General features: G+C 43.1%; 20 protein-coding genes and 1 pseudogene. 9 read left to right on the top strand and 12 right to left on the bottom strand.

What is annotated here, in order from left to right:
• Positions 1–10: 10 nt before the first annotated feature.
• The 3 genes from ACFOHL_RS03950 to ACFOHL_RS03940 are packed head-to-tail and all read right to left on the bottom strand — an operon-like array spanning position 11 to position 1,706.
• Positions 11–427, bottom strand: coding sequence for a DUF6691 family protein (locus ACFOHL_RS03950; protein ID WP_376918892.1), 417 nt, complete (start codon positions 425–427; stop codon positions 11–13).
• Positions 424–837, bottom strand: coding sequence for a YeeE/YedE family protein (locus ACFOHL_RS03945; protein ID WP_376918891.1), 414 nt, complete (start codon positions 835–837; stop codon positions 424–426). The genes ACFOHL_RS03950 and ACFOHL_RS03945 overlap by 4 nt, the downstream gene beginning before the upstream one ends.
• Positions 834–1,706: an MBL fold metallo-hydrolase gene (locus tag ACFOHL_RS03940; protein ID WP_376918890.1), complete on the bottom strand. Its 873-nt coding sequence runs from the start codon at positions 1,704–1,706 to the stop codon at positions 834–836. Before ACFOHL_RS03940 ends, ACFOHL_RS03945 begins: the two co-directional genes overlap by 4 nt.
• A 73-nt stretch (positions 1,707–1,779) precedes the next feature.
• Between ACFOHL_RS03940 and ACFOHL_RS03935 the strand changes: the two genes are divergently transcribed.
• On the top strand, positions 1,780–2,541 hold the full coding sequence (locus ACFOHL_RS03935; RefSeq protein WP_376918889.1) for a sulfite exporter TauE/SafE family protein: 762 nt from the start codon (positions 1,780–1,782) through the stop codon (positions 2,539–2,541).
• A 10-nt stretch (positions 2,542–2,551) separates the two neighbouring features.
• The gene (locus ACFOHL_RS03930; protein WP_376918888.1) at positions 2,552–3,004 is read left to right on the top strand and encodes a rhodanese-like domain-containing protein; all 453 of its coding nucleotides are present in this window, start codon (positions 2,552–2,554) and stop codon (positions 3,002–3,004) included.
• Positions 3,005–3,015: 11 nt separating this feature from the next.
• Here ACFOHL_RS03930 and ACFOHL_RS03925 read toward each other — a convergent pair.
• Positions 3,016–3,612: pseudogene (locus ACFOHL_RS03925) on the bottom strand (threonine/serine exporter family protein); the annotation flags it as partial.
• A gap of 29 nt (positions 3,613–3,641) precedes the next feature.
• On the opposite strand from ACFOHL_RS03925, the gene ACFOHL_RS03920 reads away from it, so the two are divergent.
• Complete coding sequence (locus ACFOHL_RS03920) at positions 3,642–3,830, top strand: hypothetical protein (protein WP_376918887.1); 189 nt, start codon at positions 3,642–3,644, stop codon at positions 3,828–3,830.
• A 311-nt stretch (positions 3,831–4,141) separates the two neighbouring features.
• Positions 4,142–4,369, top strand: coding sequence for a DUF4276 family protein (locus ACFOHL_RS03915; protein WP_376918886.1), 228 nt, complete (start codon positions 4,142–4,144; stop codon positions 4,367–4,369).
• 265 nt (positions 4,370–4,634) lie between these two features.
• Here the strand turns inward: ACFOHL_RS03915 and ACFOHL_RS03910 are convergent, their stop codons facing one another.
• Both ACFOHL_RS03910 and ACFOHL_RS03905 read right to left on the bottom strand, forming a co-directional pair.
• Entirely contained in the window at positions 4,635–7,142 is a 2,508-nt protein-coding gene (locus ACFOHL_RS03910) for an esterase-like activity of phytase family protein (RefSeq protein ID WP_376918885.1), read from the bottom strand.
• A 143-nt stretch (positions 7,143–7,285) separates the two neighbouring features.
• Entirely contained in the window at positions 7,286–7,831 is a 546-nt protein-coding gene (locus ACFOHL_RS03905) for a rhomboid family intramembrane serine protease (protein WP_376918884.1), read from the bottom strand.
• A gap of 581 nt (positions 7,832–8,412) precedes the next feature.
• Here ACFOHL_RS03905 and ACFOHL_RS03900 point away from each other — a divergent pair.
• Positions 8,413–9,987: a tryptophan halogenase family protein gene (locus ACFOHL_RS03900; RefSeq protein ID WP_376918883.1), complete on the top strand. Its 1,575-nt coding sequence runs from the start codon at positions 8,413–8,415 to the stop codon at positions 9,985–9,987.
• Positions 9,988–10,152: 165 nt separating this feature from the next.
• On the opposite strand, the gene ACFOHL_RS03895 is transcribed toward ACFOHL_RS03900, so the two are convergent.
• Entirely contained in the window at positions 10,153–10,728 is a 576-nt protein-coding gene (locus ACFOHL_RS03895) for an AAA family ATPase (RefSeq protein WP_376918882.1), read from the bottom strand.
• Between the two features lie 12 nt (positions 10,729–10,740).
• Positions 10,741–11,157 carry a TA system antitoxin ParD family protein gene (locus ACFOHL_RS03890; RefSeq protein WP_376918881.1) on the bottom strand — a complete coding sequence of 139 codons (417 nt, stop codon included), beginning with the start codon at positions 11,155–11,157 and terminating at the stop codon, positions 10,741–10,743.
• A gap of 318 nt (positions 11,158–11,475) precedes the next feature.
• On the opposite strand from ACFOHL_RS03890, the gene ACFOHL_RS03885 reads away from it, so the two are divergent.
• From ACFOHL_RS03885 to ACFOHL_RS03875, 3 genes are all read left to right on the top strand, one after another.
• The gene (locus ACFOHL_RS03885; RefSeq protein WP_376918880.1) at positions 11,476–11,889 is read left to right on the top strand and encodes a VOC family protein; all 414 of its coding nucleotides are present in this window, start codon (positions 11,476–11,478) and stop codon (positions 11,887–11,889) included.
• Positions 11,886–12,830, top strand: coding sequence for a 2-hydroxyacid dehydrogenase (locus ACFOHL_RS03880; RefSeq protein WP_376918879.1), 945 nt, complete (start codon positions 11,886–11,888; stop codon positions 12,828–12,830). The genes ACFOHL_RS03885 and ACFOHL_RS03880 overlap by 4 nt, the downstream gene beginning before the upstream one ends.
• 70 nt (positions 12,831–12,900) lie before the next feature.
• Positions 12,901–13,386 carry a DUF2059 domain-containing protein gene (locus ACFOHL_RS03875; RefSeq protein WP_376918878.1) on the top strand — a complete coding sequence of 162 codons (486 nt, stop codon included), beginning with the start codon at positions 12,901–12,903 and terminating at the stop codon, positions 13,384–13,386.
• Between the two features lie 69 nt (positions 13,387–13,455).
• On the opposite strand, the gene ACFOHL_RS03870 is transcribed toward ACFOHL_RS03875, so the two are convergent.
• Entirely contained in the window at positions 13,456–13,929 is a 474-nt protein-coding gene (locus tag ACFOHL_RS03870; protein WP_376918877.1) for a LabA-like NYN domain-containing protein, read from the bottom strand.
• A gap of 323 nt (positions 13,930–14,252) precedes the next feature.
• On the opposite strand from ACFOHL_RS03870, the gene ACFOHL_RS03865 reads away from it, so the two are divergent.
• Entirely contained in the window at positions 14,253–14,906 is a 654-nt protein-coding gene (locus ACFOHL_RS03865; RefSeq protein ID WP_376918876.1) for a dUTP diphosphatase, read from the top strand.
• Positions 14,907–14,959: 53 nt separating this feature from the next.
• On the opposite strand, the gene ACFOHL_RS03860 is transcribed toward ACFOHL_RS03865, so the two are convergent.
• The 3 genes from ACFOHL_RS03860 to cheB all read right to left on the bottom strand — a co-directional run bounded on the left by ACFOHL_RS03860 (position 14,960) and on the right by cheB (position 19,812).
• Positions 14,960–16,543: a sulfatase-like hydrolase/transferase gene (locus ACFOHL_RS03860; RefSeq protein WP_376918875.1), complete on the bottom strand. Its 1,584-nt coding sequence runs from the start codon at positions 16,541–16,543 to the stop codon at positions 14,960–14,962.
• A gap of 1 nt (position 16,544) precedes the next feature.
• Complete coding sequence (locus tag ACFOHL_RS03855; RefSeq protein ID WP_376918874.1) at positions 16,545–18,188, bottom strand: sulfatase family protein; 1,644 nt, start codon at positions 18,186–18,188, stop codon at positions 16,545–16,547.
• 547 nt (positions 18,189–18,735) lie between these two features.
• Entirely contained in the window at positions 18,736–19,812 is a 1,077-nt protein-coding gene (cheB, locus tag ACFOHL_RS03850; RefSeq protein WP_376918873.1) for a chemotaxis-specific protein-glutamate methyltransferase CheB, read from the bottom strand.
• Positions 19,813–19,829: the final 17 nt, after the last annotated feature.

Below are 19,829 nucleotides of genomic sequence, written 5' to 3'. Positions count from 1 at the left end.
TTAATTAACGCTATCCTTTATTTTTCAAACGGTTGGCAGCAATCATGCCAATAAACATCGCGGCAATAAATCCAATTACTTTTGTTTCTAAGCCCGATACATTTGCTATTGCTGGTCCAGGGCAAATGCCTGAAATTCCCCAGCCCAAGCCAAAAATGACTGCACCTGAAATCAGGCGCTTATCGATTGTAACTGTAGTAGGCACAAAAAACGACTTCTCAAATAAGGGTTTTGACATTCTGCGTTCAATAAGTTGATAGGCCGGTATGAAAACAAGTAAGGCCCCGCCCATTACAAAAGCAAGGCTTGGGTCCCATTCTCCTGCAATATCTAAAAAAGCAAGTACAACAAGCGGATCAACCATACGAGAAATTGTGAGACCAGCCCCAAAACCTAAGCCGGCTAAAAGCGCAAATAAATAATTCATGAGGCAGCCCCTAGAATATGACGGATAAAGAACACATTTAATGCTGCCACTACCATGAAAACGACAACTGAGCTGATCGAGCGCTTCGACAATCGTCCAATGCCACAGATTCCATGCCCACTCGTACAACCTGAACCAATGGTACTGCCAAAACCAACCAATAGACCTCCAACAATCATCATCCACCAACTAGCGTCAACTTGAGGGAGTAAATACCCCGCAGGCGCTACTAATAGCGGGCCCAATATAAGGCCAATGACAAACATCCAGCGCCAACCATTGCCCGACATTTGGCTTAGAAGACTACCAACGATACCCGAAATACCTGCAATGCGACCGCTTGCAACAAACAATAAGAGCGATGATAAACCTAATATGATGCCTCCTATTAGGGGCTCGATAAAATTCATAGTATTTCTCCAGAAAATGACAAAGGTTGTTTTGTGTAACGCATGCCATTACTTTGCTTTTTGGGTAATTGACCTGCCGAAATATTCAATTGTACCGACGGATACAAAAGCTGAGGAATGTCGAGTGTTTCATCTCGCGATTCGCGCAAGCGCACAAAATCCTCACGTTCGACCAAGTTATGAACGTGAATATTGTGTGCTCGGCTTTGTTCGACAGTGCACTGAAATTTGAGCTCTCTTCCCTCTGGCTGGTAATCGTGGCACATCCAGAGCATAGTATGAGCAGGTAAATCATGTAACTTTTTGATGCTATCGAACAGTACATTAGCACTGCCACCAGGAAAATCACATCTTGCCGTTCCAGCATCTGGCATAAACAAGGTATCACCTACAAAGGCGTTGTCCTTGATCAAGTAAGTCACGCTATCGTTTGTGTGCCCAGGCGTACTAATTACTTTCACCGTTTTATCGCCCAGCAAAAAGCTGTCATTATCTTCAAATAATCGGTCAAACTGACTGCCATCACTTGCATGTTCTTCAGGTGATAAATTAAAAAACTTTATAAATGTGGTTTGGACTTGCTTGATACCGGCACCAGCCGCTATTTTTCCACCTTGCTTGGACTTTACGTAATGTGCTGCCGAAATGTGATCAGCATGAGCGTGAGTTTCTAAAATCCATTCTAGCCTTAGCTTATTTTGCTTGATATATGCAATTTGTTGATCGGCAAAATCGGTCCACAATTTGCCTGAATGAGCGCTATAGTCCAGAGCGCTATCTATGATCATTGCTTCGCGACTAGCTTCATCAAAAACCACATAGCTGATTGTCGAACTTGCCTGATGAAAAAAATATTTTATCGAAATCATGAATTACTCCTAGCTATTTCTTATCTATATCGTATATTATAAATATACAATGTAAAGACTATTTGGAAGTAAATTGCTAACTATTTTATTCGGTGCCCTACTAATTGGCTTAAGCCTTGGCTTGTTAGGTGCAGGCGGCTCGATTATCACAGTGCCTTTATTAGCATACACTCTCGGCTTCGATGAAAAGCAGGCTATCGTGGGCGCTTTATTCATTGTAGCCACGATCAGTGGTGTTTCCGCCTTGCTCAGTTTGCGCAAAGGGGAGATTCACTTTAGAGCCGCAGTCTGGCTATCGATTACGGGAATGGTGGGTAGTGCTTTGGCCGCCAAGCTGTCTATGTGGATAAGCGGTGAACTCCAATTTATTCTGTTGGCAGGTATTATGTTTCTTGCGGCTTGGCGCATGTTGGCAAAGCAAGTCTCTTTAAAAGAAAGCCGACCGGCAAGTAAAGCAAGACTCGGCATGACAGGCCTAGGTCTAGGTGGCGTGACGGGTTTAGTCGGTGTTGGTGGTGGATTTTTGATTGTGCCTGCACTCGTCACATTAGCGCAAGTTCCTATGCGAGTTGCTGTTCCAACCAGCCTTACCATTATATTTTTTAATGCCAGTGCCGGGCTTGCAAACCATTTTATTGCAAGTTCAAACATGGTGTTTAGTTTAGATTGGCACACACTGTTTGTCTTCGCTTTCGTTGGTGTCATCGGCAGTTTTGTGGGTCAAAGCCTAGCCACGAGATTACCTCAACAAAGCCTAAAACGCGGCTTTGCTTACATCATTCTTGTTCTTGCTATGGGAATGCTCATTCATTCCTGTATTCAACTATTTATCTAAAGGGGTTCTTATGAAATTATTAAGCGGTCGTGAATTAGTCGGCGTAACTCAAGATAGCATTAAGCAGTGCGATTGTAGTGCGCTTGAGCAAGCACTAAAGCAAAATACAATTGTTATCGATATTCGCGAAGAGTCAGAAGTTTTGCTGGGTATTATTCCCGGTGCAATGCATATACCTCGGGGCGTGCTAGAAATGGAAATTACCTCTCACGCTAAAGTCAAAGACAGCCAAGACCCTCTGACAGAATTAGCATCTATCCCTATTTACTTGTATTGCCGGTCTGGCGCACGTTCAGCTCTTGCTGCCAAGTCACTGAGCGAGATGGGACTAGAAAACGTATGGTCGGTAGCCGGCGGCTTTAATGCTTGGCAAGATCAGGGTAAAGCGATCATTTCAAGCAAAGAAGCAAAAGTGTGGGAAATGGAAGGTTTATTTGCATGGGATCATGGAGGCGGAATTTAGCAAAAATTCGCCTACAAGGCTTTTTTAGTAGGCATCACGACATTTGCAAAAATCAGTCCTGCGACGAGTGACATGAATATCAGAAACACCTCTTGCCCAACATGATCAGCTTGCACAAAGTCTTGACCCGAAATAAAAGAATTTAAGCCAATGTAGGTCTTTGAGCCCGGAACGAGCACAATCAAGCCATGCATGGCAACGATGGTAGACGGTTGATTAGCAATGCGCGTAAACACATTGGCAAACACACCAAGCGCAAATGCACCTAAGAAAGTACCAAAGGTTTGATCCATGTATACCGAGCTAAAGACAGTGGTGCTATATGCGATTAGCGCTGACGTTAGAGCCCACGGAATATGTTTCAATCTTGTACGAAAAATCGGAACCAGCGCAAAACATAGTAATACGACAGCTAACCACGTTGCCCAATAGGGTAAAGATGCAGCCGGCTGAAATTCATTTTGACCGAACAAACTGAAACCAACGGCAACTCCCAAAAATGCGCCAAAGTACAGCTTAAAGAGCTGCATTATCGCATCCATGACTCTTGCTGTGCCCGACACTAAATTACGCGAAGACAAATCTGCCAAGCCCATCGTTAAGGCTAAGCGAGTGCGAGCGTTGTGAAAAACGCAGTGTGACAATCATAGCCTGCATCACAGACACGATTGTTGTTCAAAAAATACTGGCGCACTTGGACAAAACCAATCCTGTATCAGAGCAAATCAGCCCACTGCCTCCACTACGAGCACCCCCGGAAGGAGAGCACAACAATGACTTTAGCCGAAAGCTAACCGTCCAGCGCGACTTTGATTTTGGTGCGTGATTGCTGACCATATACCGCAGTACTTAACATGATATCCACAATGTCACTTATGCTCACTTATGCAGGGTAGGGCTAATTGTGCGTGGAGTTGACACTGGCAATACCAAGGGACGGGTAATGTAAAGCACTCATGGCGGCCTTTCTCCAAAAAAAAACTTAACCTTCCCCGCTAAAAACTCAAATCTATCCCCAAAGCCCCCTGTACGCATGGGTAGTGTATAGTGTTAATTTGTCTTATACTCAATAGGTTACGGCTTGAGCGAGAATGCATGAGATAGTGCGATGCTTAACTATCACGAAGAAAAGAAAAATTGCTGCGAGTTAAAGAAGAGTTTGAAACTCCTGAGCACATTAATGACAGCCCGCAAACTGCGCCATCTAAGCCCATTAAAACAATGATGCCTAGCTATGACAAGGTGCTACATGGACCAATGATTGCTGGCGATATAGGTCTAGAAACAATTCGTCAACAATGCCCCCATTTTAATCATTGGCTCAAACATGTTGAGCCCCTTGCTGAAACTCGGAAACAGAATTGAAGAAATAGAAATGAACAAAACAAAAGCATACGAACTGCGGTAGTTCGCGTTAACGGCGCAAAAGACTCGGTAGAGCAACACGCGGTAATCGAACACTGCATCAACCTTTGCTAGCTCATCTAATCACCAAAAAAAGAGAACTTAACTGGATTGATCGATTTGGCTTTATCACGTAACAAATTGGGGAAATAAAAAAGGACATCGCTTACAAGAAAACACCCAGCCAAATCGACTGGGTGTCACTGAGAGCGTATTGATTTTGAACTTAGTTCAGTATTTTTCCAAGGTTGATTAGCTGAGTTTCACCACTGTTGTCGTCAACACCATCATTGTCGTTGATGATGTAGACTTCGCCATCGACAGTGACCGCTGTACCTTCAGTTTTTTCAAAAGTAAGCGCGCCAGTTTCAGCAAGTGAAGGGATCAAATCAAGCACAAGTGTTTTGTCTAGGGTTGCATTGTCGACTACGCCAGTCAGATCAACGGTGTACAAACGCTTGATTGCGGCATCCGGTCCACCTTTGTTGTCTCGCTCAAGTACTAAGAACTTGTTTTCGCCCAATGCAGTGATATCGGATAAACCAACCCAGCCACCATCTTGAGACTCGACAGCGTCAAGTGGATAAAATACAAAACTCCATGTTTGTGTCGCAAGGTCGTATATACCAATGCGTGGGTTAGTTTCTTGTCCCCATGCGCGTTGAAAGGCGACGTATGCTTTGCCGTTATACTCGGTTATCCCTTCAAAACCGAAACGCAGTTGCATTGCGTTGACGTCTGCGGGCAAGGTCACGACTGATTCGATAACACCTGTCGCATCGGTTTTAAAAATAAAGTTTAGTTTTTCAATTGGACGGTTGTCGTCACCAATTGTACCAGCACCTTCTGAGGCCACCCAAAATCCGCCATCTGACGCCATCGAAATGCCTTCTGGATCGATGTTTACTGATTTGTCAGCATTAATCATCGCTGCTAAATCGACATCATCAAAGCTTTCAGCGTCTTCTGTTGCGCCAGATGTGGGGAATGCCGCAAAAACGTCGTTGGCATCAGAAAGCGTGATTTCGTCCACTATCAAAGCGGGCGTTTGTCCGACATCAATTTTAAATATGCGGTTAGATTTAAAGAAACTATCCTCAACAGCATACAATGTATTGGCATCACTTGTATCCGCAGCCAATCCAGACATGGCTGACCAAGGAATCGGTGTGCCATTAGCGCGATCGGCTGATAACAATGTAGGGTATTGTGCGGAGCCAAAGCCATATTGATAAATATTCAACACAGAACGAATTTTATCACCGCGATTGTCTTCTTCACTTGCCACTACCAGTAAATTTATGGAAGGAATGGCCAAGCCGCCTTCGGGTGCAGCGCCTGCTGGTAATATTTGCTTCAATACTGGAAGGGCGGGATTGGCAACGTCATATACAAAGACTAAACTTGAGCGCTCTGAATTAACAAATAAGAAGCGACCGTCGTTGTATATGCCAACTTCAACATTTTCAGGCTCATTTCCTTTGTTGCCTGAACGCCCATCTGGATAGTGCCCTAGTCTTGCTGCCAAGTGATCAAGTGTATTTCCTGAAGTCCATACCACTTCACCTGCAGTATTAAATACGGTAAATCCTCGGCTACCGCCGTCTAAATCACCTTCGTCAGCCGTGGCGAAATACTCGTTGTTAATCCAAGCCACGCCGTCAGGCTCGCGCGGTACATCGTTGAGTGACTCTGTTTGTGAGATGAGTGCGGGATCTTCTTCCGTTGCATCTACCCAATCCAAGTCTACCGTGCCCGCAGAAAAATCATTTATGATCGTGCCGTCAACAAGGTTTACTAGCACGATATGGTTGTTTTCTTGCAGTGTGACAACGGCGACGTTATTTGTATTGATATCGACATATTCAGGTTCTGGATCGGTAGGGAACTTGTCGGCTAAATCAATCAATTCGACATTTGTGCTTGTCCAATTTGCTGGGTCGTCGTCGCTGACATTGACAATGACTAAGCTACCAGCAGGCAATTGTGGTGGCGCACCATCTCCAAGGTCTTCATCGCGCTCATTTTCGATAACTACGGCAACGTAGCTGCCATCAGGACTGACTGCCACCGAATCCGGTTGACCACCCAAATCCAAAGAACGAATGACAGCTTGCGTGTTGATGTCAATAACATCTAATTGTCCACTGACGTTAACAAAATCTGCTGAGGTGTTAACGCCTACCAAAGCAAAATTACCTTTTACGGCCACGGAGGTGGGTTCGCCAGTTAAGCTTAGCGTGCCTGCTGCCATTGGCATATCGGCTGCGCTTATATCAACGAATCCGACTGATTCGTTGGGGCTATCCGTATAGATTAGCGTGCTATTGTCTTGTGAAATAGCGACAATTTCTGCGGCTGTTTCGTCATCTATATTACAGCTTGGTTCAAGTTGTTTACAAACGGGAAAAGAGGCAAGACGATTAAAGTTCACGCTTTCATTTATGGTAGCACCTGCACAAACAAAAGAGGTCTCACTGACCTCGTCTGAATCTAGGTTGCCGTCAGCGTTGGCGTCTAGACCACTTTGAATCTTTAAACCACCGTTAAAACAGGCTTCACTCATCGCAGGAAGCGTGGTTTGCACGACAAGGCTAGTTAAGCCATTTTGTCCATCACTTCCATCCACACCGTTGCTGCCGTTAAGGCCAGGCGCACCGTCATCACCGTTACAAGCCGTCAAGCTTGCAACGATAGCTGACGCTAGTACTGCTTTTTTCAACACAGATGTCATATTTTACTCCACAATTTATAGCTATATTTTTGTGGGCATAGTGTTAGGAAGAAAAATGACAATTTGGTGTATTTAAGATGACAGAAAGATTAACTTTATGTGTTGAAAAGATGACAGTCGAACGGGGAGACCATCACATCGGCTTACTTAACTCGATGAAGCCATGCCAGTGCTAGGCCTGAAATAAAACCGAACAAATGAGATTCCCACGAGATGTATGGGCGACTAGGTAACACGCCCCAGATGATGCCGCCATATAAGAAAGCTACGCCTACCGAAATGATCATGAGTAAAATTCGCTTTTGCATCCAGCCTGCTAGTACTAAATAGGCAAAATACCCGTAAACCAAGCCACTCGCACCCAAGTGATAGGCTTGACGGCCGAACAGCCAAACGAGTATGCCAGTACTCAAAATTAATAATATGCTGACTTTAATGAAATGTTTGTTTCCATATTGCAGTAGCAAAACAGCGAACACGGCTAAGGTAATAATATTGGATAAAAAATGATGCAGATTGGCGTGTAAAAAAGGCGCACTCAGTATGAAAGCCAAAGAACTGAGGTCTCGTGGCAAGATGCTAAATTGATTGAGTAATCGCCCGCTTATCAAGTTGACCAATTCAATTAGGCAAAAAAAGCCGATAAACCAAGATAAATATTTTAGTTGCGTTTGTTTGTTTTCTGTCATTGCATTCTTTTTAACATTGGACTTAATTTTTTATACCAAGCCTTTGCCCTATGGCTTGGTTATACTGGGAGTTCATCTTTTTTTAGTATATCCATATACGCTTTGATTTTTCATCTATGACAAATAAATTTGAGACAAAAGAGAATAAGCTCCCAAGTATAATCCCGCCGCGATCCTTGTCCAAGGTTCTACTTGAATATGTTTGCAAAATGTTTCGATTCGCTTGACAGTCAAGGACGGTGATTTTGCATTATTCTATTCTGAATAACTAGATTACACATAATAACGCTAAAAAAAGGTGTTAAATAGGTAGTATTCTGGGTTGATTTTTATGAAAGAGTATGAAATTATGTTTCATAAATGTTAAATAAAAGTTTCATGTGTTGTTTTGTGATATTTCCCTAGTCACATTTTACCTTGCACAAAGCCAGCCGCTCTCTAAATTGACAGCGGCTTTTTTATTCTGACATTCAACGCAATATTGCTAAGAACATTGAAATCAGGCAGGCTGAGACCCTTAACATTCTTGCCATAGAGCAACAGACCGCATATTCCAAGTTAGTCAAGGGAGTACCACATTGATGTCATTAGCTATCCGCTCAGTTGTGATTGTTGGAGGGGGAACAGCAGGGTGGATCAGTGCTGGCGTAATTTCTGCCAGCTTAATTAAGCGGTACGGGAAAGACAATCCAAAGCGCCCGACAGTCACACTCGTTGAATCAGCCCACACGCCTCCTATTGGAGTGGGGGAAGGCACCTTACCCACTATGCGCGCGACACTTGCTAGTATGGGCATCTCTGAGTCAGATTTTATCCGCGAAACCCACGCGTCTTTTAAGCAGGGTTCTACGTTTAGGCAGTGGCGAAAGAATACGCAGGACGATATTTATCAGCATCCCTTTACACTGCCGAGTGATTTTAGTCGCACCAACCTAGCTGAATACTGGCTGAGCGAAAATTGGCGGAGAGACTATGGCGAGTTTGCTTACTTTGCCACACCGCAAGCAAAAGTTTGTGAGCAGATGTTGGCGCCAAAACAAAGTACTACCCCCGAATATGCAGCGGTATGCAATTATGGCTATCATCTCGATGCTGCGAAATTTGCGGTGTTTTTACGCCAGCATTGTGTTGAAAAACTAAGTGTTCATCATGTGATTGATGAGGTGCTTGGCATAAAGAAACACGATAACGGTCATATTAAAGCGATTTGTACACACGCAAACCATGAGATTGAAGGTCAGTTGTTTATTGATTGTACAGGAGCCAAATCACTGTTACTCGGTGAGCATTGTGGCGTCGAGTTTAAATCAAAAAAAGATGTGTTGTTCGTAGATTCTGCTATCGCGACGCAGGTCAATTATACCGAATCGTTGGCGCCCGTAGAGTCTAATACATTGTCTACTGCTCAAAGTGCAGGGTGGATTTGGGATATTGGTCTGCCGACCCGCCGAGGGATGGGGTATGCGTATGCTAGTCAGTTCACGACAAAAGAAAACGCGCAATCTACTATAGAGCAATATATCCAAAACGACCGATACGCAAAGGCAAGCGGTGAGTATAGGCATATAAGCTTTACTCCTGGGCATAGAGCGCGTTTCTGGCAAGGGAATTGTGTTGCTATAGGCTTGTCTGCGGGTTTTGTAGAGCCACTTGAAGCCTCTTCCATTGCTTTGGTGGAACTGTCTGCAAAGATGATCGCCGAGCAGTTTCCTAGTCATACTGCCGCTTTGGTGCAACTAGAACGTCGATTCAATCGTGCTTTTTTATACCGCTGGCAGCGTATTATCGATTTTTTAAAACTACACTATGCCCTGAGTCAGCGAGAGGATTCTGCGTTTTGGTTAAAAAATAGAGATCAAGCTACTTGGCCAGAAAGCCTCAAAGAAATGTTAGATGGGTGGCGTCATCAAGCTCCTTGGCACTATGATTTTGAACAAGTAGAAATTTTTCCTTCGGCGAGTTACCAATATATATTGTGTGGGATGGGTTATTCTCACAATTTACAATCACCTCGGCAAAGTGGATGGGTAAATCGTGATTTTGATCACCTGTTACACAGCAACAAAAAGACAGAGGCAAGTTACCTCGCCGCCTTACCGACAACCAGAGAGTTGCTGGAAAAGTTGAAAAGGCAAGATTTCCCCCTGCGCGGTTGATCCTTTACAAAAGAGATGAAACTAGGATAAGGTGAAGTAACAAGCGCTGCAATACTTCATTACATTGCCAACACAGCACATGATGAAGACGTTGTCATTGGTAGCATACTGTTAAATCTAAATTTGATTAGGGCAGAACGAGTCGTTAACAATTTTTCATCAATGTCAATATTTTTCACCAATAATGCTTTTTACCCAATTTGGAAGAGCTCTGAACTTTTTAATTTGGTTCGACTGCAAAATTGCGACACACTTATGTGTTTCTTTCTCATCAGTATTGTCATAAAAAGAGACTGTATCGCAAAGGGGAATGGCAAGTTTTACATTATTGAGCATGCGAGGAATGCGCTCTGATATTTTTTGTTCCGGGACGCTATGACCACCTTGCTTTATGCGATTGTTTACGCGGGCAATATTTGTTTCAGGTGAGCTATCAATATGAATAACATACAGGTTGATGTTAAAGTTTCTCGCCTTGGCATCGGCAATAAAATCCACTTTAGACGGATGAGAGAAAACGGTTTCAAAGCAAAAGCTTTGATGACTAGCCAGAAACAGTCTTCTTAGCTTTTCTATCTGTTTGGCTGCTTCATAGCTGTGTTGTTCTGGCGCATCAGGCCATGTATGCTTGGCGTACTCGTCTGCATTCAAAAAAGGTAACTTGTATTGACTTAAGTAGCGATAGTAAAACGTTGTTTTTCCACTACCGTTGCCGCCTACAATAATGTTAAGTTGCGACAAATTATTTCCTTATTATTCGGATTTAGCACGTTCAGCAACAAAATTGCCATTTACAAAATTACCAAATTTCACTTCGCCATTCGGAAATGTGGCTTTTAATGTACCTACATGCGTCATATCGGTATTAGGCGAATAAAGCACGTTCCCTTGACTATGCAAGTCGTGTGAAAGTGATGTGTCTGCATTCACCTCATTTGCGACATCAAAAGGATTAATTTCTTGTTCGCAATGCGTTTCTATTTTGATTGACGCACTACCTTGAAACAAACTGATGACTTGTGCATGTGTGAGGTTTGCACTCACGCGCTTGCCAACTTCTGACCAATACTCGATTTGCTCTGCTGTAGTTCTGTTTAAAGTAGAGCCAATGATTTGTGCGTCTTTAACCAATTGTTCGTTAAGACGCATAGGACTTGTATGCTTAGCCATGATCTTGCCTTTTTCGTGTTTATTTTAATGTAGCAAATAGCTACATTAAAATAAAGGCTTATTATTTCGCTTCAATAAGAAAGACTATGTTGGTATGTTCCATACCCAATATAAGAGGAAAGTGCTTTACTTTTGGGCGAAGTTGCTTATCCCGAGTTAAGTTCAATTTACATTGACCCCTTTAGCTTATTTATTTCATTTTATTTCGATATCAAAATATAAAATCAATCACACTATGCGATAGGTGTATAGTTGCCTTATTACTTGAGGACTTGTTCCAAATTTTTATACAAACACTTTTACCTTGGGAGTCAGGCCATGCGTCCTTTTCACCTTGCAATCGCAATAAATGATGTAGAAGAAACACGTTCGTTTTATGTGTCCCGCTTTGACGTAAAAGTCGGGCGAGAAGCACAAAAGTGGATTGACTTTGACTTTTATGGGCACCAACTATCGGCGCATGTAAAACCTGAGGAAACGTCCCCAGTGCAAACAAATGGTGTTGATGGGAAACAAGTGCCGGTAAGGCATTTCGGTATCGTGCTTGAATGGGAACAATGGCATCAACTTGCGCAAAAATTACGGCGCTTTTCTACAAAACTTATTGTAGAGCCTTATATTCGCTTTGAAGGTGAGGTAGGGGAGCAAGCGACGATGTTTCTGCAAGATCCAAGTGGCAATGCGCTTGAGTTCAAAGCTTTCAAAGATGATGAGCAGTTGTTTGCAAAATGAACTCACCCATACCATTGATCACCAACTTTAACACGCGTGAGCAAACGCGTTATCTATCTTTGTTGAGGCAGTCCTTACCAAACGAAAAAATTGTGGACGGTGCCACGTTATCAGATAGTGAAAAACCTAAATGTGAACTTGCCATAGTCGCTAACCCTGACAAAAACGCGTTGGCAAGTTATACCTCTTTGAAATGGGTGCATAGTTTATGGGCGGGTATAGAAGGCTTGCTCCGCGATACAGCTAATTCTGGCTTAAAAATAGTTCGCTTGATTGACCCAACTTTGGCTGAAGTAATGTCTGAATCTGTACTCACCTGGACTTTGTTTTTACACAGAAATATGCATATTTACGCCAAACAGCAAAGCGACAGAAACTGGCAAAGCATTGCTCATTGCTTGGCGAAGAACAGAACCGTTGGCGTGCTCGGACTTGGGGAATTGGGTAAAAGCAGCGCCCTTCGTTTAGCTGATAATGGATTTAAAGTCTTGGGTTGGAGTCGCACTCAACAATCGATTGCGAACATAGGGTGTTTGTCGGGTGAATCAGGCCTAAACACGCTACTCAAGCAGTCGCACATCATTATTTGCTTGTTACCGCTCACGAAGGAAACCTTTCATCTACTTAATGCAGACCGCCTATCTATGCCAGCACAAAGCAGTACTTTGATTAACTTTTCAAGGGGAGCAGTGGTTGACACGCAAGCGCTGATAAGCGCCTTAAACAAAGACAAGCTCGCCTATGCGGTACTAGATGTGTTTGAACAAGAACCTTTGCCACCATCGAGTGAATTATGGATGCACCCAAAAGTAACAGTGTTACCACATATATCTGCGCCGACTTTGCCAGAATCTGCCTGTGAGATCGTGGCTAAAAACATTCGCGCTTATCGTCAAGATGGCACCCTACCGAGCTATGTTGATATAACAAAAGGTTATTGAGATTTGCATTTATATATTTTATCTTGACGGCGGGTGACATGTTGTCACCCTACAATACAAAGGAAATAGTATGAAAAAAATGCTGATTGCACTGTTTGCCCTGTCATTTAGTTTACAAGTTTTGGCGGAACAAAAAGCCTCTAACGAGTCAGTAGAGCAATTGTTGGAGTTAACCGAATCGTCGAAACTTCTTGATGCGGTATACGGACAAGTAGGAGGGATGTTTCAGAATATGTCACAGCAAATGAATCTTCCACCTGAAAAGCAACCCATCATTAATGCATACATGGATAAAGTGGTAGCATTAATGAAGGAAGAAATGAGTTGGGCAAAGCTTAAACCTGAAATGGTGAATGTTTACGCTAAACATTTTTCTCAAGAAGAAGTAAACGGTCTTATTGCCTTCTATCAGACGGATGTGGGGAAAGCCATGGTGAATAAAATGCCGATGATCATGCAAGACTCTATGCTTTTATCACAGAACATGGTGATGCAAATGATGCCTAAAATCCAAGCGTTGGCTGCTGAAATGCAGCAAAAAGTCAGTGCACCTTAGCACGTATCAAACTTACGCTAGTTCCCTTCCGGTTCTTGTATCGAAAGGGAATAGCGTAATCAGTGGCTGCTAAAGTAACCAGCGTTCATCTATCTCGAAGAAAGCATCTGCTGAATTAATCAGCGAGTTTGCACTTAGCTCCCGTACACCAAACACAGTTGTTCGACATTCATGTTTGTTTTTGACTTCGTCTAATAAAATAGCAAAATCACCGTCACCCGACAGCAACATCACTTCGTCTACTAGAGCTGCAGTGTTTAAGACATCAATAGTGATCCCAACATCCCAATCACCTTTGGCACTGCCATCAGCACGTTGAATAAAAGGCTTTAGCTTGACGGTAAAACCAATGTGGCGCAATGCACTTTGAAACTTTTGTTGTTGCTCGTTGCCTTTGTCTATTGCATAAGCATAGGCAAAAGCAATGTCATATTTCTCAGCACAGTATTGCCAAAAAAGGCGATAGTTGAACGGTCTGTTAAACTTGTCTCGGCTCGTGTAATAAATATTTTGAACGTCGACAAAGATGGCGATTTTTTTCAAAAGGTAACCTTGTTGGCAGTCTAAACTGTGACGCGCAGTAGAGCCTAATCATAGCTAAAATTCAAGTCTATATGGGACATACTGAGCACTTACACATAGAAGTTTACGCTTTGATTATCATGGTGAGACGTTTACAATGCCCAAAAAAAACTAACGAATATATTGCGCGCTTATACTGTGCTAGAGCTGGGCGACTAGAATCAAAATTTGTTTTTCATGTGCAAAAAACAAAAGCGTATACGGACACACTTGCAGCGTTTTTGGTTCTAATCGCCTTTCTCTAACAGAGCATAATCCCGCCCTCATAAAAATAAGGAACTGCAATGCTTTCTAGCACCCAACTTTCAACCATGTTAAACCTACAAGATGCAATGAACACAAAAGTGAATGCCGAGTGGTTGACGGCAGGGTATGACTATTTGCGAGCAGCAATGATTGAGTCTGTCGAGGGCATCGAGCACCATGGATGGAAATGGTGGAAACATCAGGAAAAAGATCTTCCGCAACTGCAAATGGAGCTTGTCGATATCTGGCACTTTGCGCTCTCGGCTATTATCATCAAGTTTGACGGTGACATCGAGGAGTCGGCATCAGTGATTGCAAAGGAACTAGCCGATGACACCCATTCAGTCGATTTCGATGGCAAACAGTATAACTTTGCCAAGGCTAATTTGTTAGACAATTTGCAATTGATGACAGGCCTTTGTGCTGCCAACCGCTTTAGTGTGCCTTTGTTTATGAAAATTGTCACGCAGACGGATATGGATGCAAATGAATTATTTAGGCAATATGTGGGTAAAAATATTCTGAATTTCTTTAGACAAGATCATGGTTATAAAGAGGGCAGCTATACAAAATTGTGGGATGGCAAAGAGGATAACGAACACCTAGTCGAAATATTAAATGCCACTGACATTAATGCAGAAAAGTACAGCGATTTAATATATACCGCTTTATCAGCACGCTATCCTAGTTGATTCCTTAGTTTATTCCCCAGTTCATTCAATATAAGGCATTGGCTCGAAAAACACTATGGGCTCAATGCGCTGATATCTAGGGGGTCTTTCATTTCTTTTTGCAGGCGCAATAGTGCCTGAAACATCGATTTTATTCTCGGCTCGTATTCTGGTAAAGAAGACAAATCTCGCATTTCCATAGGATCGTCGGCTAGATTAAACAACTTTAAACGTTTTGCCTCAGGGTAAACGATGAGTTTGTAGTCGTCTTCTTTGATCATGCGCTGATTATCAATGTAAGCGCCATAAATGGCAGGGTAGTAGCTTTCTTTTCTCTCTCCTTTTGCAATGCCGACCAGACTATTGAAAAACACCCGCTCTGGCTTTTCAACACCTGCAAGTTCAAGTGTTGTTGCCATTGCATCCTGTAAATAGATATCTATATCACTGCTCATATTTGACGGAATATTCGGCCCTAAAAAAATGAAGGGCGCACGCACGCTGTGTTCATACATATTTTGTTTGCCAAATAAGCCGTGTTCTCCAACAGCCAAGCCGTGATCGGCCGTATATATGATGTATGTGTTGTCCATTAACCCAGCAGCCTCCAAAGTCGAGACAATTTTTCCGACTTGGTCATCAAGATGGGTAATGATTGCGTAATATTCCTGCAAATTCACTTTTGTTGCGTATTCGGTTCTCGGAAAGGGCGCGAGCGCGGCGTCTCTGAGTTCAGGTCCATTGCCAATATATGCTTTGTCAGCATAGTCTTCACTGAAATTAGCGGGTATTGGCATGTCCGCAACGGGGTACATGTCGATATAAGACTGAGGTGCCTGCCTAGGATCGTGCGGTGCGTTAAAAGCTAGATACATAAAGAACGGGTTTTGGCTGTCTTTCGCTTGTTGTATAAAGTGCAGCGCATCGTCAGTGAGTACTTCACTCCAATGTTTGCCCCCCTCCCAAAATCCGCCAAATTTTGGGTCAGTCGGTGACCATGAGGTATCGTTTTCATCTAGCGGTCTGTTGTATCCAATTGGCATGAATTCACGCCAATCTTTAGCTTCGCTCTCTCCTGAATAAAACGCCTCAAATTTTGCTACCTGAACATCGTGATACCAACCATCGTCAGGCATACCAGGACGCACATTAGCTACGTGCTGAAATACTTCGCCAGCAGGCGCCGCAACATGCCATTTTCCCGTCAAATAAGTATCGTAGCCGGCTTCTTCTAACAACATTGACCATGTAGCTTCAAAGCTTTTACCCGCGCGTACGTTTTTATCTACAGCATGGGCGTCCCATACACTCAATCCGGTATTAAGCATGGCTCTTGAGGCCATGCACACCGCGCCATTCCATGCGCCCATATTATAGGCATTATTGAATTTGACACCGCGTGCTGCCAAGTTGTCTATATTGGGGGTGTGAATATGTGAATTTCCGTATGCACCTACGGCAAAAGGCGATTGGTCATCAGCAAAAATAAAGACAAAATTGGGTTTACTCTTTTCTTTTGATTGCGCTTCTTTTTCTGGCAAAACAGATATGGCAGTGCTTTGCTCACTTTGCTTTTGACCACATGCAAGGAGTGAAGAAAGCATCAAAAAAACGGCGACAAGTTTTGTCAAATGCGGGGGTAAGAGTTTGTTGTTCATATTAGTCGTTCCAATGCTTCTCAATAATGGCTTGTAGATGCGGGTAGTGTTCATCTGTTTCGTTGTATGCTTGTCGTTGGCGTTTAAGCTCTGTTTTTAGTTCTTCAATAACGCCAGCGTATTTAGCTTCACCATAAACATTATTTAGTTCATTTGGATCGTTTTTTAAATCATAAAGCTCCCATGCAGCAGGCGTGGCGATGGCATTGTTTGCTAATCCGGTTTCAGCGAGCCAATCTGCATCGTAGTATGGGTAGGGCTTGGTCATAAAGTTTTGACCATAGTAAAAGATAAGCTTGTAGTCTTTACTGCGAATGCCAAAATGTGCGGGTACGTCGTGATACGCTCTGTGCGTCCAATATCGATAGTATGTAGCGGTTCGCCAATCGTTGGGCGTATTGCCATAGATTGCCTCGCTGAAATCTGCGCCATGCATAAATTCTGGTACGTCGACACCTGCTAGTGAGAGCAGAGTCGGCGCAAAATCGGTGTTGTTGATTAGCATGTCATTTGTCATGCCTGTAGTTGTCATATCGGGGTGACGAACAATGAGCGGCATTTTAATTGATTCTTCCCACATCCAGCGCTTGTCGATATAGTCGTGTTCGCCAAGCATCATGCCTTGGTCAGAGGTATACACAATTATGGTTTTGTCGTATAAACCTTCCTCTTTGAGTGTTTCGATTAAGCGAGCAATGTTGTCATCGACACCTTTTACGCAGCGTAAGTAAGCTTTTAAGTATTTCTGATAGGCGAGTTTAGTGAAAGTTTCATCATCTAGGTTTGGATCAACACCAAGGTCAATACCCACGCTTCGGCGAAGGTGCCTTTGAGAGACTGAGGTGCCAATATGTCCAATTAAACTATCGTTTTCTCCTCTTGTAGCAATAGAGCCAAAGCTTTCTGCAAAACTGTATAAGTCGCTGGGTTCTGGTATGTCAACATTAGCCAAATAGGTTTCATAGCGGGGCGCATATTCAAACATATCGTGAGGGGCTTTAAACTGATGCATTAAAAAAAACGGTTTATCAGCGTCTCTATTTTTAAGCCATTCAATAGTTAAATCCGTGATGACATCAGAAGAATGCCCTTTGTAAGAAGAAGTATTTTGCGGCCATGCTTTTTCTCCCTGAACACGAAGTTCAGGATCAAAGTATTTTCCTTGCCCTTCAAGAACCTCGTAATAATTAAAGGCGCCGGGCTCTTTTTTTAAATGCCACTTGCCAATGATTGCCGTCTCGTAACCAGCCTCTCTGAGTAAGTTGGGTAAATGCTGTTGTTCAGTAGTGAGTGAACCTCGCAGATCAAGGACACCATTTGTTTGACTATATTGTCCCGTCAGTATGCTTGCTCGGCTTGGTGTACAGATTGAATTTGTTACGAAAGTATTGGAAAAGGTGAGCCCATCGGCTGCCAATTTATCTAACTCAGGGGTGGGGTTAACACTCGCTAGACGTCCGCCATAGCTACCAACTGCGTGAGCGGCGTGGTCGTCAGTCATTATATACAGAATATTGTATTTAGTAGGAGGGGTTGGTTCATCTTGTGTTGACGTAGTCCCACTATCGGTTTTTTCAACTGGGGAGCATGCGGCAAGTGTCAGAAAAAACAATGCCAAAAGAAACGGAATCTTGGGTAAGTTCATGTTTGGTTTTACTTGTAAGTATGATTATTCACTAGTGAAAATATATGATTTCACAGTGTCGCCACAATTGCATTAAATATTCGTAAAAATATTGTAAAACAATTTATGTAACCTGAACTCTGGATTTAGGGCGCTGCTGGACGGAGTTGCTTATCCCGAGTTCTGGTTAGGTATTAATGCGCTTTACTTGAACCCAATTTACTTACTTTTTAATGGTAGAGGTTTATCTTTATTAGGGTCTGTCGACCTTTGGTGTACAAGTTTTGTTCAATTATAGCCTATCTGATCGCGGCGCAGACTTGCAGGCCTAATGGCTTAAGTCAAAAGGCTGCAACAAGGGGCAGATAGACTATAATTGAACCCTTCTGGGCAGGGCTTGTGCTTCATTTCTACTGCTTTATCGCTCCTTGATGTAGAACAACTACACGACAGTCGCTCTGCATTGTATAAATGAAGCACAAACCGCTGCAAAATTGCACACCAAAGGTCAACAGACCCTAGTTGTTTTGGTCTAAAAACTGATACTTGCCAGCTTAGCTTACTCTCGCTAACTCACTCTCGCTAACTTGATTAGGCTGTCCAGTATTTTATGATTTGGCAGTATTTCGCGTGCGGCGTTTTGTTGTATTAATTCTCTGGGCATACCAAATACTGCGGCAGTTTCTTCTGATTCAGCAATTGTATACGCGCCTTTTTGGTAGGCTTTAGCCATTGCATTGGCTCCATCGTTACCCATACCCGTCAATTGTACACAGATGAGGTTTTCCGCGGCAGTTGCTTTCGTAGCCGAACTCACCATAAGTTCGACACTTGGGTGCCACAATTGGTTTTTATCCATGATATGCATTTCCGCCACCAACACACCCGCCCTGCGAGAGATTATGACGTCTGAGTCGCCTTTTGCGATATATACATTGCCTGCACGCAAGTCGATCGTACCGTTAATTTCTTGTACTGATACTTTTGAAGATTTATCTAAGCGCTCGGAAAAAACTTGAGTAAACCGTGAGGGCATATGTTGTGCTACGACAATTGGAATTGGAAAATCCGCGGGCAGTTTTGGAATGATTTCTTGCAAAACCGAAGGACCACCGGTAGACACGCCAATCAGTACAATTTCATATTTTTTGTTTCCAAATGTGCGCCTATCATGCGTTTTTGTTTTTTCTAAAGAAAGTGCTTGTTTTTCGGTCATCAGGCGTGCTGTTGACCTGGCTTTAACAGAGGAAGAAAGCTTAATACCAAAAGCGGATTTTATTTTTGCAAGTAAAATATGCTGCACCTCTTTAATATTTGCCGAAATTGAGCCACTTGGTTTTGCTACATAATCCACCGCGCCTTTTTCTAAGGCCTCCAATGTTGCAATAGCGCCTTTCTCCGTTACCGAGGAAACCATAATGACTGGTGTAGGCTGAGTACTCATGATTTTTTCTAAACATTCCAGCCCATCCATTTGGGGCATATTGATGTCTAGGGTAATAACATCTGGCTTAAACTCGACAAGTTTTTTCAAACCATCTAGGCCATCTCTTGCAAAGTCAACGGTGTATCCCGCGCTAACCAAGATATCGCTTAAATACCTTCGCATCAGTGCGGAGTCTTCTATGACTAGTATTTTTTTCACTCCGGCCTTTGCTCCTT

It is taken from the genome of Agaribacter flavus, from assembly GCF_042646125.1.
GTDB classification, from domain to species: Bacteria; Pseudomonadota; Gammaproteobacteria; order Enterobacterales; family Alteromonadaceae; genus Glaciecola; species Glaciecola flavus.
Note: the sequence above shows the minus strand (reverse complement) of the source record. Positions and strands in the feature narration are given on the sequence as shown.